We start from the raw sequence: 14,118 nt of genomic DNA, 5'->3' as shown, positions 1-14,118 counted from the left end.
GCAGCTCGACGGCGATACGTCCGTGGTGGCGTTCCGCGCACGTACCACCGCCGCCTGACCGGCGCCCCGGTCAGGGCTGCGGCACCGCCGGTATCACCTCGCGCGGGGTCTGCGTCGGGGCGTACAGGGTGGAGGCGGAGGCCGTGGGGTTGAGGGCCTTGTGGATCGCGCGGGACACGGCCTGGATGGTGTTCACGCCGTCGTTCATGGTGGCGTTGTCGTGGGTGAGCACGGTGATCGCGTAGTCGTGGCCGTTGCCCGTGAACGCGCCGACGGAGTGGACCCGCCAGCCGTGCGTGGAGCGGGGCAGCCAGCCGTTCTTGACCTGGATGGTGGCGGAGGACGGGGCTCCGGCCGGAGTGCCCCAGCGCTGGGAGGAGATGACCCTGCCCATCAGGCCGAGGGTGTACTTGCGCGCGTTGTTGCTCAGGACGGTGTTCTCCGCGGTGAGCAGCGCGAGCAGCTTCTGCTCGTCGCGGGCGGTGATCCGGGTCAGGCCCCAGTAGCCACCCGTGCCGGGGACGGTCTGCGTCATCCCGGCGGCGGCCAGGAAGCCCTTGATCTTCGTCATGCCGAGCTGGCGCCACAGCGTGCTGGTGGCGTTGTTGTCCGACGTGGTGATCATGTCGGTGGCGAGCTTGGCCTCACGGGACGTCAGGTAGCGGTCGGTCTTCTTGGCGTCCCACAGCAGCGCGGCGAGGACCGTCACCTTGACCACGCTCGCGGAGTCGTACTTCTGCGTGGCGCGCAGGGTGCAGGTGGTCCTGGTGGTGCGGTCGTACAGCGAGACGGCCGTCGTGGACCTCCGTCCCTTGAGCGCGGCGGTGATGTCCTTCGTCAGTTTGGCCGCGAGGCCGGCCCTGCCCGAGGTGCAGGCCACCGTCGGCGCGGTGGCAGCGGCGGCGGGCGCCGCCGCGGCGACGGGAGCCAGCGCGCCCAGTGCCAGTGCTGCGGCGATCGCGCCGCGGTGTATGCGGTGGTGCGTCATGGTATGGCTCCCCGTCCCCTTTGTGTTCCTGGCTGAAATGACTCTTCAGGGGCGGAAAGGTTGCACGGGACGCGCGCGCGGAAGGGAAGTTCTTCACGACATTCTTCTGGGTGGTGCTGCCTTCTCCGAAGGAAGTGGGGGGCGCGGCAACCGCCGAGCCGAGCGAGCCCCAGCTCTGCGGGCAGCTCTGCGCGACGCGCGCCGCGCCCCTGCGGTCGACACCCCGCCTGCTGCCCCGGGGAAGGAGCACTCGGCGTCGGCCCGGCCGGTACCGAGTGCCCGACCGGGCCGTCAGATCAGAGGTGCGTCGGGGCGAACATCCGCAGCAGGGCCGGGAGTACGAGCACCGAAGGACCGGGGGCGGAGAAGGACTCGGCCAGGTCCTCGGCCAGGGTCTCCGGGGTCGTGCGGCGCGCCGGTACGCCGAAGGACTCGGCCAGGGCGACGAAGTCCGGGCGGGACAGTTCCGTGCCGGTGGCCTCGTCGAAGGCCTCGGTCATGTACTCGCGGAGGATGCCGTAACCGCCGTCGTCCACGATCAGCCAGGTGACCGGGAGGTCGTGCTGGCGGGCGGTGGCGAGTTCGGCGATCGAGTACATCGCGCCGCCGTCTCCGGAGACCGCGAGGACGGGACGGGTGGGGTCCGCCGCCGCCGCGCCGAGCGCCGCCGGGAAGGCGTAGCCGAGACCGCCCGCACCCTGCGCCGAGTGCATGGTGTTGGGATGGCGGGGGTCGAAGGCCGACCAGGCCCAGTACGCCAGGATCGTCATGTCCCAGAAGCTGGGGGACGCGTCCGGCAGCGCCTCCCGCACGGACGCGAGCAACCGCTGCTCCAGCGGCAGGTCCTGGGACGCGATGCGCTCCCGTACCTTCGCCAGGACCTCGCTCACGCGCTCGCGCGCCGTCCCGTCCTCACGGCCCTCCACCGTCTCCAGGAGCGCCGACAGCGCCAGGCGGGCGTCCGCGTGGATGCCGAGCGCCGGGTGGTTGGACTCCAGCTTGCCGAGGTCCGCGTCGATCTGGACGATCCGGCCGCGCGGCTCGAACGTGTGGTAGTTCGAGGACAGTTCGCCCAGGCCCGAACCGACGACGAGCAGGACGTCCGCGTCTTCGAGGAAGTCCGTCGTGTGGCGGTCCTCCAGCCAGGACTGGAGGGAGAGCGGGTGCGTCCACGGGAACGCGCCCTTGCCGCCGAAGGTCGTGACGACCGGCGCGTCCAGCTTCTCGGCGAGCGCGAGCAGCTTGCCGGAGGCGTCGGAGCGTACGACACCGCCGCCCGCGATGACCGCCGGGCGGGCGGCCGTCGACAGCAGGTGGGCGGCGACGGCCGTCAGCTCGGGACGCGGGGGCAGTTCGCGCGGGGTCGCGTCCATCGCCGTGACGACGGGGAGGGAGGTCCGCGCGAGCAGGACGTCCTGGGGGATCTCGACCCACACCGGGCCGTGCGGGGCGGTCAGGGCCGACTCCCACGCCTCGGCGATCGCCGACGGGATCTGCGACGCCGTACGGACCGTGTGGACCGACTTCACGATGTCCCTGAACGACGCCTTCTGGTCGCGCAGTTCGTGCAGGTAGCCGTGGCGGCCGCCGCCGATGCCGGCCGACGGGACCTGGCTGCTGATCGCGAGGACGGGCGCGGACGCCGCCGCCGCCTCCTGGAGCGCGGCGAGGGAGGTGAGGGCCCCCGGGCCGGTGGACAGGAGCAGCGGGGCCGCCTCGCCCGTGATCCGGCCGTACGCGTCGGCGGCGAAGCCCGCGTTGTTCTCGACGCGCAGGCCGACGTACGAGAGGGAGGACCGGCGCAGGGCGTCGAACACGCCCAGCGCGTGCTGGCCGGGCAGCCCGAAGACGGTGGTCGCACCGAGACCGGTGAGGGTCTCGACGACGAGGTCGCCGCCGTTGCGCCCGGGGGGCGGGTTCAGGGCGGCCTCGGTCTGCGCCCCGGTGGGGCGCAGCACCAGGTCGTGGTCGTGGGTCACCTGTCGGTCCGGGAAGCCGCGATCTGCCGGGACATGATCGTCGTCAGCTCGTACGCCGTGTGGGAGGCCGCCACCGACGTGATCTCCGCGTGGTCGTACGCCGGCGCGACCTCGACCACGTCGGCCGAGACCAGGTTGCAGGAGGACAGGCCGCGCAGGATCTCCAGCAGTTCGCGGGAGGTCATGCCGCCCGCCTCGGGGGTGCCGGTGCCGGGCGCGTGGGCCGGGTCGAGGCAGTCGATGTCGATGGAGATGTAGAGGGGGCGGTCGCCGATGCGCTGGCGGAGCTGGTCGGCGACCTCGTCGGCGCCGCGCCGGTAGACGTCGGCGGAGGTGACGATGCCGAAGCCCATCTTCTCGTCGTCGGTCAGGTCCTGCTTGCCGTACAGCGGGCCGCGCGTACCGACGTGGGAGAGCGCCTCGGTGTCGAGGATGCCCTCCTCGACGGCCCGGCGGAACGGCGTGCCGTGGGTGTACTCGGCGCCGAAGTACGTGTCCCAGGTGTCCAGGTGCGCGTCGAAGTGGAGCAGGGCGACCGGGCCGTGCTTCTTCGCGACCGAGCGGAGGATCGGGAGCGCGATGGTGTGGTCGCCGCCGAGCGTCATCATGCGGGCACCGGTGGAGAGCAGGTCGTCGGCCGCGGCCTCGATCGTGTCGACGGCCTCGTTGATGTTGAACGGGTTGGCGGCGATGTCACCGGCGTCCGCGACCTGCGCGAGCGCGAACGGCGAGGCGTCCTGCGCCGGGTTGTACGGGCGCAGGAGGCGCGAGGCCTCGCGGATCGCGTTGCCGCCGAAGCGGGCGCCGGGGCGGTAGGAGACGCCGGAGTCGAAGGGCACGCCGACCACGGCGACGTCGGCCCGGCCGCCGACCTCGTCGAGGCGGGGCAGCCGCGCGAACGTCGCGGGGCCCGCGTACCGCGGGATGCGGGAGGAGTCGACGGGACCGCGGAACTGCTGCTCGCTGCTGCTCATGTGAAATGCCTTCCTTCGCACGCTTATTTGCGCTTTGTTTATATTTTCGACTTTAGCCCGGCAGGGGGACGGGCGCGGACTCGGGCTCGTCCTCCGCGCCCCGGCCCGCCAGCCGCTCGCGCCAGGCGGCCAGGACGGCGGGGTCGGTCGGGCGGGTGGCGAGGCTGACGACGACGTACGCCGCGAGTGACAGCAACAGGCCGTAGTAGACGGGCTGGTTGGCGAGGATTCCGTACCGGGCCATCAGGCCGACGACGGCGAGGCCCCCGGCGGCGACGGCCGCCAGGGCGCCGTACACCGTGCCGCGCTTCCACAGCAGGCCGCCGAGGATCGGTACCAGCAGGCCGCCGACCAGCAGGTTGTAGGCGACGGTGAGCGCCTCGACGACGTTGTTCAGGGCGATCGCGATGCAGACGACCGCGACGCCCATGATCAGGATGAAGACGCGGTTGCCGCGCACCTCGTCATGGGCGTCATGGGCTTCGTGGGCTTCGTGGGCTTCGTGGGCTTCGTGGGCTTCGTGGGCGTCGTGGGCGTCGTGGGCTTCGTGGGCTTCGTGGGCGTCGTGGGCTTCGCCGCCCGGCCCGTCCTTCGACACGGCGCCGCGCAGCCGCGACCAGATGTCGTTGTTGGCGACGGTGGCGCAGGCGATCAGCGCGCCCGACGAGGTCGACATCACGGCCGCCAGCGCCGCGGCGAGGACCAGGCCGCGCACGCCCATGGGCAGCTCGTCCTTGACGATGGTCGCGAAGGCGTCGTCGGCGTGGGCGAGGTTCGGGTAGAGGACCTTGGCCGCGGTGCCGATGACGGCGCCGGCGAGGGCGTAGACGAGGCAGTACGTGCCGGCGACCGTGCCGCCGTAGCGCGCGACCTTGTCGCTGCGGGCGGTGAAGACGCGCTGCCAGATGTCCTGGCCGATCAGCATGCCGAACGTGTAGATCAGCACGTACGTGAAGATCGTCTCGCCGCCGATGCCGAGCGGGTCGAAGTACTCGGTGGGCAGCTGCGCCTTCATCTCGCCGAAGCCGCCGGCCTTGACGACCGCGATCGGCAGGAGCAGGAGCAGCACGCCGATCGTCTTGACGACGAACTGCACCATGTCGGTGAGCGTGATCGACCACATGCCGCCGAGCGTCGAGTACGCGACGACGACGGCGCCGCCGAGGATGATCGACAGGGCGCGGTCCATGCCGAAGATGACGTCGAAGATCGTGGCGTACGCGATGGTCGACGTGACGGCGAGCATGAGCGTGTACGCCCACATGACGACGCCCGAGATGATTCCGGCGCGGCCGCCGCCGTAGCGGAGGTCGAGCATCTCGGAGACGGTGTAGACCTTCAGGCGGGCGATGCGCGCGGAGAAGAAGACGCTGAGGGCGAGGAGTCCGAGGCCGATGGCGAAGACCATCCAGGCGCCGGAGAGACCGTACTGGTAGCCGAGGCCGACGCCGCCGATGGTGGAGGCGCCGCCGAGGACGATGGCGGCCATCGTGCCGGAGTACATGGCGGGCCCGAGGCGGCGGCCCGCCACCAGGAACTCGCTCTTGGACTTGGCGCGGCGCATGCCCCACCAGCCCATGGCGACCATACCGGCCAAGTAGACGACGATCACTGTGTAGTCGACGGCCATGGGCCCTCCTTCGCGCGCTCAGTGGCGTGTCGTGCAGAGATGGGTGCGGAGCGCGGCAGCTCTTCTGCGGGGACATCCGCCCGTACCCGCGGCCACCGGTCGGGTCGACATTAAGTGGCTGAAAGGCGACGCTGAAGTGTACGTTTCCTCTACTTTCCGCACTTCAGATGGATGGACCATCCATGCCGGTCACTCCTGGCCCGCCTTCTTCTCCCCCTTCCTCCCCTCCCCCTCCTTCCTCCCCTCCCTCTCCTCCATCCGCTTCCCCTCCGACCCCGTCGGTTTCGCTGGCGGCGCTGCTGGCGCGGGAGGAACTCGGCCTGCGCCGGATCGCGGGCCCCGAGGACGCGGATCTGCACTGGGTGCACACGTCGGAGATGGCCGACCCGTACCCGTACCTGCTCGGCGGTGAGCTCCTCCTGACCGCGGGAGTCCTGCTCACGGACCCGGACCGGTACGTGTCCCGGGTGGTGGAGGCGGGCGCGGCGGCGCTCGGTTTCGGCGTCGCGCCGGTGTACGACACGGTGCCGCCCGCCCTGGTGGCCGCCTGCGAGCGCCACGGCCTGCCCCTGGTGGAGGTGGCGCCCGCGACCACGTTCTCGGGGGTCGCCCGCGCGGTGTGGCGACTGATGGCGGAGGCCCGCCACCGCGAGCTGCGCCGGGTCGCGCAGGCCCAGCAGGGCCTGGCCACGGCGGCGGCCCGCCCCGACCCGGTCCCGGCGGTGCTGCGGCAGCTGACCGCGCGGCTCGACGGGGGCGGGACGTGGGCGGTGCTGCTGTCGGCGGAGGGCGCGCCCCTGGCCACGGCGGGGCACCCCCCGTCCCCGGAGGCCCACGCGGCCCTGACCCGGCTGACCCGGGTGGTGAACCCGCCCCCGGACGAGGCCCCCACCCGGGCCGTGCCCGCCTCCGCGACCGACACCGCCGCCGGCAGCCATCTCGCCGCGTACGCTCTCGCGGGCGGCCAGCGGCTCGTCCTCGGGGTGGCCTCCGAGCGGCGCGAGGCCGGGGACCACACCATCGCGGGCGTCGCCGTCGTGCTGCTCTCCCTGCTCACGACGCCGCACCAGGGCGCCGCGGAGTCCGCCCGCGCCGCCGCGCTGGTACGGCTGCTGCTCGGCGCGGACGCCGGTGACGTGGCGCCGCTGCTCGGCGCGGACGAGTGGACCGTGGTGCACGCCCGGCCGGCCGGCGCCGCCGGCGGCCGCGATCCGCTCGCCGCCTCGGCGCTCGGTGCGGCGCTCGGCAGCGCGCTGGTGGACGCGGCGGACGAGGAGGGCGCCGTACGGGTCCTGCTCGGGGGCGGGGCCCGGGACATCGAGCCGCAGCCCGGCTGGGTCCTCGGCGTCAGCTCCCCCGTGCCCGCGCACGACCTGCCCGCCGCCGACACCCGCGCCGCGCGGGCCGCGCGCCGCGCCGAGGCCACCCGGTCCCCCCTGGTGCGCGACCGCGGCGACGCAAGCTCCGGTCTCGCCTCGCTGGTCGCGCCGGAGGACGCCCGCGCCCACGCCCGCGCGCTGCTCGCCCCGATCGCCGACTCGCCCGCCCTCGTCGCCACCCTGCGCACCTGGCTCTCCCTGCACGGAAGCTGGGACCGTACGGCCGTCGCGCTCGACGTCCACCGCAACACCGTCCGCCAGCGCATCGCCCGCTGCGCCGCCCTCCTCGACACCGATCTGGACGACGCGGACGTGCGGATGGACCTGTGGTTCGCGCTGCGCCGGCTGTGAGCCCGGAGCAGGACGTGAGCCGCAATGAATGCCGAGATCGCGCTCCGCGGACCTACGCGATGTCACCCATCCACATGCGCCGCCCCAGCTCGTCGAGTTCCGCCTTGCGCTCCTCGTACTCGGGAAGGGCCCGCCCGAGCAGCGCCCAGAAGTCCGGGCCGTGGCCGTGGATCCTGACATGGGCGAGCTCGTGGGCGACGACATAGTCCACGAGGTGCATGGGGAGCTGAAACAGCGGCCGGCCGAGACTCATCCGCCCCTTCTCCCTGTTGTCCGGACCCGGCCGGTAACTGCCCCAGCGTCCACCGAGATCGGACACGTCCAGGGCGGGCTCGGGAACTCCCATGCGGGCCGCCCATGGCTGAAGACGCCCCAACGCCCACCGTCGGCCGGCTCGGCAGTACCAGGCAGTGAGCGCCGCACGCCCCAGAGCGGACTCGGCGGCCTGCGTCGCGCTGAGAACGAGCCGTCCGGCGACCAGCCGCACAGGGGCCTCCCCCGCACGCTCTTCGTCGATGGTGAGCCGGCGGTCAGTGCCGTCGTACGAAGCCCAGCGAGCGTAGGAGTTCTGCACCGCGCCGCTCATGTCGGTCATCGCGGCGAGGACATTCGACTTGCCCGAAGCGTTCGCGCCGAAGATGCCCACCAGTGGGAGCACACCCACCTCGCCACCCGCCAGCTCGACGCACCGCGCGGCGGCGCTCGGCTCGTCCCCGGGTGCGACGAACGTCAGCTCCTGCTCGTCGCGCAGTGACCGCACATTGGCCGTGCGGAATCTCAGCAGCACGCCGGCCCCTCTCCGCCGTCAGCGTAGTAGGTGGGCACGACAGCGGCGCGCCCAGGTTCCGGCCGCGCCGCTGCGGAGCTGTGGTCAGCCCTTGGGGGAGCCCCCGGGTCAGTAGAGCTTGTTGACGGCGGTCTTCGTCGTCGTGCGGAAGGCGGTCAGCGGGGCGTCCTTGAAGTCGCCCATCTGCCCCCAGCGGACGAGGGTGACGGTGCGGCCGTCGCGGCCGACGGAGAAGAGGTGGATGTCGGTGATGCCGATCTGCGGGTCGGCGGTGTCCAGGCTGTAGACCCAGGCACCCTCCTCGACGGCGAGCTTGCCGTGGGAGGCGCTGACGGCGTGCAGGCCCGGGTTCTGCCGCTCCAGCAGGGGCCCGCAGCCGGCGAGGGCCTTGCGGAGGGTGTCGACCAGCTTCACGGCGTCGGCCTCGGTGCGGGCGACGGTGGTGATCTGGACGCCGTTGGTGTCGAGCTCGGTGTTGAACTCGCGGTAACGGGTGTTCTGCGCCGGGATCTTGTACGGGGCGCAGAGGGCGCCGCCGTTCTCCGGGATGCCGGTGAAGACCTGGGTGGCGGTCCACGGCGTCGACGACGGCGGCATCTGGGAGGCGGCGAGGAAGGCGGGCTGGGCAGCGGCCTGCGCCGGGGCCGTGGCGAGGGCCGCGAGGCCCAGGGCCGCAGCGGCGGCGGTGGCGAGTGCGGTACGGAACTTGTTCATGGTGGTGGATCCCCCGTCGGGTCGTTCGGTCAGTGCTCGACCAGCTTCGGGCCGGCGGCCCGCCGCCTGCAACGGCGACGCGCCCTCCACCCGTCCCGGAACCATTCCACCCCCACTGACGTGCAAGGACATGAAGCGTGGGACGCAGGGTCGAGGGGGATGGAATGCAGAAGGACGCCACCGTCGAGGAGTTCGCGCGGCTCGTGCGCGCGCTGAAGGCGCGGGACGGGCGCAGTTACGAGGCGCTGGGCCGGCGCCTGAGCGTCAGCGCGTCCACCCTCCACCGCTACTGCTCGGGCGCGACCGTCCCGGAGGAGTTCGCCGTGGTCGACCGTCTCGCCTTGCTGTGCGGGGCGGACGAGGAGGAGCGGCGGGCCCTGGATGTGGCCTGGAGCCGCGCGGACCGCACCCGTCGCCCTCCGGTGCCGGAGCCCGACGCGGAGCCCGAGCCCGGCCCGGAACCGAAGCCGGCTCCGGAGCCCGAGCCCGAGCCGGCCCCGGAGCCTGCGTCCGGGGCCGGGCCCGAGCTGGAACCCGTGCACGCGCGCGTGCCGGGCCTCCCGTCCGAGCGGCGGAGGCGCCGGTGGGGGTGGGGGTGGGTGGGCTTGGTCGGCGGGACGCTGGCGGTCGTGGGGGCGGTGACGCTCGGAGCCGTACTCCTGCCCGGGAAGACCCGGGAGCGGGCCGCCGAACCACCGGCGCCGCTGACGTGGACGGTCGCCTCGCACATCTTCAAGAACGGGTGCGGGCACACCTACCTCGTGGAGCGGACGCCCCCTCCCCCGCCGGAGGCGGCCGATGCGCGGAGCTGGGCGGCGGCGCAGGGGGCCGTGGACGGCGGGGAGACGCTGGTGCGGGTGTCGGTGCAGGGGAAGGGCACGGCGGCGGTGGTGCTCCAGGCGCTGCACGTGCGGGTGGTGGAGCGGGGCGCGCCGCTGCCGTGGGCGGCGTACCGGATGGATGGCGGGTGCGGCGGGGCGGTGACACCGCGCCGTTTCGAGGTGGACCTGGACCGGCCGCGGCCGGTGGCGCGGGCGCTGGACGGGTACGACGCCTCCGGGGAGGAGGGCCGGACTCTCCCGGCGGTCTCCTTCCCGTACGCGGTCAGCGCCGCCGAGCCGGAGGAGCTGCTGGTCTCGGCGGGGGCGGCGGGGTGCGACTGCCGCTGGTACCTGGAGCTGGAGTGGAGCTCGGAGGGGCGCCGGGGCACGGTCCGGATCACCGACGACGGCCGGCCGTTCCGCACGAGCGGTCTCCGGGGCCGCCCGGTGTGGGAGTACGACTCCGCCGGCCTTCGCTGGGTCCCCGGCGAGGTGCCCGGGGCCTGAGCGGCGTGATCTGGGCAACCCTGGGCGCCCCAGATCTGGACAGCGGCGTGAACCCACCGGTAACTTCGACTGAGCAAGCGCTTAGACAAGTCGGGTCGAAGCCTGAGCTGAAGACAGAGGGAGGGCGTCGTCGTGCGCCGTAGCGTTTTCAACGAGGACCACCAGGCGTTCCGGGAGACCATCCGGGCCTTCATCGAGGCCGAGGTCGTCCCCGTCTACGACGAGTGGTTCGCCGCTGGCCAGGCGCCGCGCGACTTCTACTACAAGCTCGGCGAGCTGGGCGTCTTCGGCATCCGCGTCCCCGAGGAGTACGGCGGCGCCGGCATCGAGTCGCACAAGTACGAGGCCGTGATGTACGAGGAGACCGCCCGCGCGGGCGTCTCCTTCGGCGGCTCCGGCGTCCACGTGCTGCTCGGCCTGCCCTACATCGAGATGCTGGCCACCGACGAGCAGAAGAAGCGCTTCCTGCCGAAGTTCGTCTCCGGCGAGGAGATGTGGGCGCTGGCGATGACCGAGCCGGGCACCGGCTCCGACGTCGCGGGCATGAAGACCACCGCCAAGCTCTCCGAGGACGGCACGCACTACGTCCTCAACGGCGCCAAGACCTTCATCACCGGCGGCGTGCACGCCGACCGCGTGATCGTGTGCGCCCGCACGGCCGCCCCGCGCGAGGACGACCGCCGCTTCGGCATCTCCCTGTTCGCGGTGGACACCACGTCCGAGGGCTACTCGGTGGGCCGCAAGCTGGACAAGCTCGGCCTGAAGACCTCCGACACCGCCGAGCTGGCGTTCGTCGACGTGAAGGTGCCGGTCGACGACCTGCTCGGCGAGGAGAACAAGGGCTTCGGCTACCTGGGCAAGAACCTGGCCTCCGAGCGCTGGGGCATCGCGTTCGGCGCGTACGCCCAGGCCAAGGCCGCCGTCCGGTTCGCCCAGCAGTACGTCACGGACCGCACCGTCTTCGGCAAGCCGGTCGCGTCCTTCCAGAACACCAAGTTCGAACTGGCCGCCTGCCAGGCCGAGGTGGACGCCGCCGAGGCCGTCGCCGACCGCGCCCTGGAGGCCCTGGACGCCGGCGAGCTCACGCCCGCCGAGGCCGCTTCCGCGAAGCTGTTCTGCACCGAGGTCGCGCACCGCGTCATCGACAGGTGCCTCCAGCTGCACGGCGGTTACGGGTTCATGAACGAGTACCCGATCGCCCGCCTGTACGCCGACAACCGTGTGAACCGCATCTACGGCGGCACCAGCGAGGTCATGAAGATGATCATCGCCAAGTCGATGGGCCTGTAGACCTGGTGTCCGATCCACTGGACGACCTGCTCGATCTGCTCGACCTGGAGCGGATCGAGCAGGACATCTTCCGGGGCCGGTCGCGCTCGGCGGTCGTCCCCCGCGTCTTCGGCGGCCAGGTGGCCGCCCAGGCGCTGGTGGCGGCGGGCCGTACCGTCCCCGGCGACCGTCTCGCCCACTCCCTGCACGCGTACTTCCTGCGGCCCGGCGACCCGGGCGCGCCGATCGTCTACACCGTCGACCGCATCCGCGACGGCCGCTCCTTCACCACCCGCCGCGTCGTCGCGGTCCAGCACGGCCAGCCGGTCTTCCACCTCTCCGCGTCCTTCCAGGCGTACGAGGAGGGCCTGGAGCACCAGGCGGACATGCCGCCCGCACCGGACCCCGAGACGCTCCCGACGACCGCTCAGATGCTGCCGGAGTACGCGGACCGCTTCCTCGACGCCGGTGTCGCCGACCGCATCCTCGAAGCCCGCGCGGCGGTGGACCTGCGGTACGTGGACACCCCGCCGTACGGCACGGTCGGCGAACCGCGCGAGCCGCGCTCGCAGGTGTGGTTCCGCACGAACGGCAAGCTGGCCGACGATCCGCTGCTGCACGTGTGCCTCGCCACGTACGTCTCCGACATGACGCTGCTCGACTCGGTGCTGCTCGCCCACGGGCGCGGCGGCTGGACGACCGGCGATGTCGTCGGCGCCTCGCTCGACCACGCGATGTGGTTCCACCGGCCCTTCCGGGCGGACGAATGGCTGCTGTACGACCAGGAGTCGCCGTCCTCGTCGGGCGGACGGGGCCTGGGGCAGGCCAGGATCTACACGCGGGACGGCCGGCTGGCGATCTCCGTCATCCAGGAGGGCGTGGTTCGCGTCCCGCGCTGATCGGACATACGGTCCGGTACATGAGCGAACAGGACCGGAGCGGACAGACGGAGAGCGGGCAGACGGAGAACGAGCAGGCGGAGAACGGGCAGACCGAGAGCACCGCCACCGTGATCGTGGCGGCGATCGCGAACCTCGGGATCGCCGCCGCGAAAGCCGTCGCCGGCGTCATCAGCGGCTCCAGCGCGATGCTGTCGGAGGCGGCCCACTCGTTCGCCGACACCGTCACCGAACTCATGCTCCTGACCGCGCTCAAGCGCGGCGAGAAGCCCGCCGACGAGGAGCACCCGCTCGGCCACGGCCCGGAGCGCTACATCTGGGCGATGCTGGCCTCCGTCGCCACCTTCGTCGGCGGCGCCGTCTTCTCCGTCTACGACGGCGTCCACACCCTCGTCCACGGCGAGGAACTCGGCGACCCGCTCGTCTCCTACATCGTGCTGGGCGTCGCCTTCCTGCTCGAAGGCCTCTCGCTCCGTACGGGCATCAGGCAGGTCCGCGGCGAGGCCGCCCGCTTCCACACCCCCGTCACCCGCTACCTGCGCCACACCCCCGACACGGCGGTCAAGGCCGTCGTGATGGAGGACTCGGCCGCCCTGGCCGGCCTGGCGCTCGCCGCGGGCGGCCTGCTCGGCGGACAGCTCACGGGCTCGGGCGTGTGGGACGGCCTGGCCTCGATCCTCATCGGCCTGCTGCTCGTGTACGTCGCCTGGGTGCTCGGCCGCTCCAACGCCCAGCTGCTGATCGGGCGTCCGCTGCCCAGGGAGATGCGGGCGGGCGTACGCGAGGAGCTCCTCTCCGTCCCGCACATCATCGACGTACTGGAACTGACGACGCTCGTGCAGGGGCCGCGCGAGGTGCTGGTCGCCGCGAAGATCGACTTCCGGGACGTGGTGAGCGCCGAACAGATCGAGTGGGCGTGCGAGGAGGCCGAACAGCAGCTGCGCGAGCGCTATCCGGCGATCCGCCGCGTCTACCTGGACCCGACCCCCGGCCCGGGTCACACCAGGCCGGCCGCGTCCAGCAGGTAGGCCGTCATCGGGTCGTAGAAGCGCGGGTCGGTGACGTGGTCGTCGAGCGGGACGGTGACCTGGAGCGTGCCCTCGGCCTCGGCGATGAAGAGCGCCGGGTCGTTGCAGTCGGCGTACCCGACCGCGTCGATCCCGCGCTGACCCGCGCAGCCGGCCCACCCGTGGTCGGCGACGACCAGGTCGGGCAGCGGCCGCCCCTCGCGCTCCAGGCCGTCGAGAATCGCCGTCATCGGCTCGGGCGAGTGCGTGTGCCACAGGGTCGCGCCGCGCTCCAGCATCGCGACGTCCGCGAACTGGAACACCATGCCCTCATCGGCGGTGAGCCCGCCCGGAATCCGTACGATCTCGCAGCCCGCGACGCGCAGCGCGTCCGCGGTCGCGCGGTGTACGTCGAGGAGCCCGCCGGGGTGCCCGGTCGCGAACAGCACGCGCTCCTTGTCGGCGGCGGCCTTGCGCAGCCGCGCCGCCATCCGCTCCAGCGCGTCGACGGTCAGTTCGGGATCGATGGTGTCCTGGCCGCTGCGGTGCCCGGGGTCGTCGCTGACGCCGCAGCGCTCCGCCATCACGGCGAGGACGTCCTGCTCGTCGGTCCAGCGGTCGCCGAGTTCGAGGCCGAGCCAGTAGTGACGGTCGCCGTTCGCGAGCTTGCGGTAGTGGGAGAGGTTGTTGTCGCGGGGAGTGGCGACGTCACCGGCGATGCGGGTGCGGGTGAGGTGGTCGACGAGGGCGGCGCGGCTGGGTATCGGCATGGGCCCATTGTGCCGTCCGGCTCCGGCCCCCGTCCGGGAAAGC

Annotated in this window: 12 protein-coding genes; 5 read left to right on the top strand and 7 right to left on the bottom strand. The window is 72.5% G+C overall.

From position 1 onward, the window contains the following. Nucleotides 1-70: 70 nt before the first annotated feature. The 4 genes from ACWDZ4_RS19220 to ACWDZ4_RS19205 form a co-directional block, all read right to left on the bottom strand. Nucleotides 71-988: a serine hydrolase gene (locus ACWDZ4_RS19220; RefSeq protein ID WP_451509583.1), complete on the bottom strand. Its 918-nt coding sequence runs from the start codon at nucleotides 986-988 to the stop codon at nucleotides 71-73. Nucleotides 989-1,284: 296 nt separating this feature from the next. Next, complete coding sequence (locus ACWDZ4_RS19215) at nucleotides 1,285-2,967, bottom strand: thiamine pyrophosphate-binding protein (RefSeq protein WP_451509582.1); 1,683 nt, start codon at nucleotides 2,965-2,967, stop codon at nucleotides 1,285-1,287. Next, complete coding sequence (speB, locus tag ACWDZ4_RS19210) at nucleotides 2,964-3,941, bottom strand: agmatinase (RefSeq protein ID WP_451509581.1); 978 nt, start codon at nucleotides 3,939-3,941, stop codon at nucleotides 2,964-2,966. Before speB ends, ACWDZ4_RS19215 begins: the two co-directional genes overlap by 4 nt. Before the next feature lie 52 nt (nucleotides 3,942-3,993). Further along, nucleotides 3,994-5,571: a sodium:solute symporter gene (locus ACWDZ4_RS19205; protein WP_451509580.1), complete on the bottom strand. Its 1,578-nt coding sequence runs from the start codon at nucleotides 5,569-5,571 to the stop codon at nucleotides 3,994-3,996. A 182-nt stretch (nucleotides 5,572-5,753) separates the two neighbouring features. Between ACWDZ4_RS19205 and ACWDZ4_RS19200 the strand changes: the two genes are divergently transcribed. Beyond that, entirely contained in the window at nucleotides 5,754-7,301 is a 1,548-nt protein-coding gene (locus ACWDZ4_RS19200) for a PucR family transcriptional regulator (protein ID WP_451509579.1), read from the top strand. A 52-nt stretch (nucleotides 7,302-7,353) separates the two neighbouring features. Here the strand turns inward: ACWDZ4_RS19200 and ACWDZ4_RS19195 are convergent, their stop codons facing one another. Further along, entirely contained in the window at nucleotides 7,354-8,088 is a 735-nt protein-coding gene (locus tag ACWDZ4_RS19195; protein ID WP_451509578.1) for a YgjP-like metallopeptidase domain-containing protein, read from the bottom strand. Nucleotides 8,089-8,196: 108 nt separating this feature from the next. Beyond that, entirely contained in the window at nucleotides 8,197-8,802 is a 606-nt protein-coding gene (locus ACWDZ4_RS19190; protein ID WP_451509577.1) for a hypothetical protein, read from the bottom strand. A 164-nt stretch (nucleotides 8,803-8,966) separates the two neighbouring features. On the opposite strand from ACWDZ4_RS19190, the gene ACWDZ4_RS19185 reads away from it, so the two are divergent. The 4 genes from ACWDZ4_RS19185 to ACWDZ4_RS19170 all read left to right on the top strand — a co-directional run bounded on the left by ACWDZ4_RS19185 (nucleotide 8,967) and on the right by ACWDZ4_RS19170 (nucleotide 13,326). Then, nucleotides 8,967-10,130: a helix-turn-helix domain-containing protein gene (locus tag ACWDZ4_RS19185; RefSeq protein ID WP_451509576.1), complete on the top strand. Its 1,164-nt coding sequence runs from the start codon at nucleotides 8,967-8,969 to the stop codon at nucleotides 10,128-10,130. A 132-nt stretch (nucleotides 10,131-10,262) separates the two neighbouring features. Next, nucleotides 10,263-11,420, top strand: a complete 1,158-nt coding sequence (locus ACWDZ4_RS19180; RefSeq protein WP_451509575.1) for an acyl-CoA dehydrogenase family protein — start codon at nucleotides 10,263-10,265, stop codon at nucleotides 11,418-11,420. A 5-nt stretch (nucleotides 11,421-11,425) separates the two neighbouring features. Then, nucleotides 11,426-12,298 (top strand): acyl-CoA thioesterase II, encoded by an 873-nt coding sequence (tesB, locus tag ACWDZ4_RS19175; protein WP_451509574.1) that lies wholly within the window; start codon nucleotides 11,426-11,428, stop codon nucleotides 12,296-12,298. Nucleotides 12,299-12,318: 20 nt separating this feature from the next. Further along, a complete protein-coding gene (locus tag ACWDZ4_RS19170; protein WP_451509573.1) occupies nucleotides 12,319-13,326 on the top strand; it encodes a cation diffusion facilitator family transporter in 1,008 nt (335 codons plus the stop codon). Here the strand turns inward: ACWDZ4_RS19170 and ACWDZ4_RS19165 are convergent. Continuing rightward, nucleotides 13,296-14,075: a phosphatase gene (locus tag ACWDZ4_RS19165; protein WP_451509572.1), complete on the bottom strand. Its 780-nt coding sequence runs from the start codon at nucleotides 14,073-14,075 to the stop codon at nucleotides 13,296-13,298. The genes ACWDZ4_RS19170 and ACWDZ4_RS19165 overlap by 31 nt on opposite strands. Nucleotides 14,076-14,118: the final 43 nt, after the last annotated feature.

The organism is Streptomyces sp. NPDC003016 (assembly GCF_053591455.1).
The sequence above is the reverse complement of the archived record's forward strand: the minus strand, read 5'-3'. Positions and strand labels throughout refer to the sequence as shown.

What these genes read in the sequence shown, in the direction of transcription:
- ACWDZ4_RS19220 (WP_451509583.1), bottom strand. Translation starts at nt 988, where the DNA reads ATGACGCACCACCGCATACACCGCGGCGCGATCGCCGCAGCACTGGCA.
- speB (WP_451509581.1), bottom strand. Translation starts at nt 3,941, where the DNA reads ATGAGCAGCAGCGAGCAGCAGTTCCGCGGTCCCGTCGACTCCTCCCGC.
- ACWDZ4_RS19205 (WP_451509580.1), bottom strand. Translation starts at nt 5,571, where the DNA reads ATGGCCGTCGACTACACAGTGATCGTCGTCTACTTGGCCGGTATGGTC.
- ACWDZ4_RS19200 (WP_451509579.1), top strand. Translation starts at nt 5,754, where the DNA reads ATGCCGGTCACTCCTGGCCCGCCTTCTTCTCCCCCTTCCTCCCCTCCC.
- ACWDZ4_RS19190 (WP_451509577.1), bottom strand. Translation starts at nt 8,802, where the DNA reads ATGAACAAGTTCCGTACCGCACTCGCCACCGCCGCCGCTGCGGCCCTG.
- ACWDZ4_RS19185 (WP_451509576.1), top strand. Translation starts at nt 8,967, where the DNA reads ATGCAGAAGGACGCCACCGTCGAGGAGTTCGCGCGGCTCGTGCGCGCG.
- ACWDZ4_RS19170 (WP_451509573.1), top strand. Translation starts at nt 12,319, where the DNA reads ATGAGCGAACAGGACCGGAGCGGACAGACGGAGAGCGGGCAGACGGAG.
- ACWDZ4_RS19165 (WP_451509572.1), bottom strand. Translation starts at nt 14,075, where the DNA reads ATGCCGATACCCAGCCGCGCCGCCCTCGTCGACCACCTCACCCGCACC.